This is a genomic window from Variovorax sp. P1_H12_2 (assembly GCF_056405335.1).
On sequence record NZ_JBFUCI010000777.1, the window covers coordinates 1 to 1,088 of the forward strand.

At 66.3% G+C, this 1,088-nt stretch carries 3 protein-coding genes; all 3 read right to left on the minus strand.

Annotation, left to right across the window (positions count from 1 at the left end; all coding sequences use genetic code 11):
* Positions 1 to 150, minus strand: a 150-nt coding sequence (locus AC1D2K_RS35065) for a CoA transferase (RefSeq protein WP_478095077.1), incomplete at its 3' end; no start/stop codon positions are given.
* Positions 147 to 608, minus strand: coding sequence for a MaoC family dehydratase (locus AC1D2K_RS35070; RefSeq protein ID WP_478095075.1), 462 nt, complete (start codon positions 606 to 608; stop codon positions 147 to 149). The genes AC1D2K_RS35070 and AC1D2K_RS35065, both read right to left, overlap by 4 nt.
* A 29-nt stretch (positions 609 to 637) precedes the next feature.
* Entirely contained in the window at positions 638 to 1,027 is a 390-nt protein-coding gene (locus AC1D2K_RS35075; RefSeq protein ID WP_478095078.1) for a VOC family protein, read from the minus strand.
* Between the last annotated feature and the right edge of the window lie 61 nt (positions 1,028 to 1,088).

The following is a 1,088-nucleotide window of genomic DNA, read 5'->3' on the forward strand; positions in this document are numbered from 1 at the left end:
CGCGTCACCGGTGCCGGGGCGCTCGACCTTGATGACTTCGGCGCCCAGTGCCGCGAGGCATCGACCGACGTAAGGGCCGGCCAGGAAGTGGCTGTAGTCGATGACGCGGATGCCGGCCAGCGGCAGCGCTTGTTGTCGTGCCGCGTTCATGCCGTCTTCCTCGGCACCATCACGCGGTGCTCGCCCTTTTGCACGACTTCATCGCGCTGGTTGACGAGCTCCGACGGCAGCACCAGGATGCCCCAGCCCGGCTTGCTCTTCGACTCGCGCTTGGTGCCGACATGGAACCTCACCCGCACCGTGTCACCGAGCTTGATGGGGGCGACAAAGCTCCATTCCCAGCCCAGCGACATGCCGGGCATGAAGCGCATGTCGCTCTGGGTCTTGAGGCCATCAGCGACCGACAGGCCGAACAGTCCGTGGGCCACACGGGTGCCGAACGGCGTGGTGCGGGCATAGGCCTCGTCGGTGTGCACTGGCGTGTGGTCGCCGGTGAGGTCGGCATACGCCATCACGCGGGCTTCGGTCACTTCATAGGGCGGGCTGGTGCATTCTTCGCCGACGACGGCATCGTCCCAATACTTGTCTTCGATGGTGAGGGTGGTCATGGTGGGTGTCTCTGGGCAATTGAAAAAATTCAGGCGCGGGGATCGATGGCCAGGGCCTTGGCGACTGCGCCGGGGCTGGCCTGGATGAACTCGACGGCCAGGCCATCGGGCAGGCGCAGCCAGTTGCGGCCTTGCGACATCTCGGTGACGCCGAAGGCCTGCGCGGCGGCGAGTGCGGCTTCCAGGTCTTCGCACATCACGCCCAGATGGCCGAGGCGGCCTTCGGGGCCGGCGTAGTCCGGCTTGGCCATGAACTGCATGCCGCCGAGCGTCCAGTACTGGATGGGCTCCTCGACGGTGCCCTGTACTTCTCGCATGACCATGCCGCAGACGTCGCGGAAAAACTTGATGTGCCAGTGAATGTCGCGGACCCAGATGGCGACGTGTTCGACATAGGCTCTGGGGGGTGTGGCCCCCACGCTCCGCACTTGCGTGTCGTCGCTGCCCCCCGAGGGGGTGCTCGCTTGCTTGGGGCGGCCC

Coding starts and splice junctions, on each gene's coding strand:
- AC1D2K_RS35070 (WP_478095075.1), bottom strand. CDS start 608: ATGACCACCCTCACCATCGAAGACAAGTATTGGGACGATGCCGTCGTC.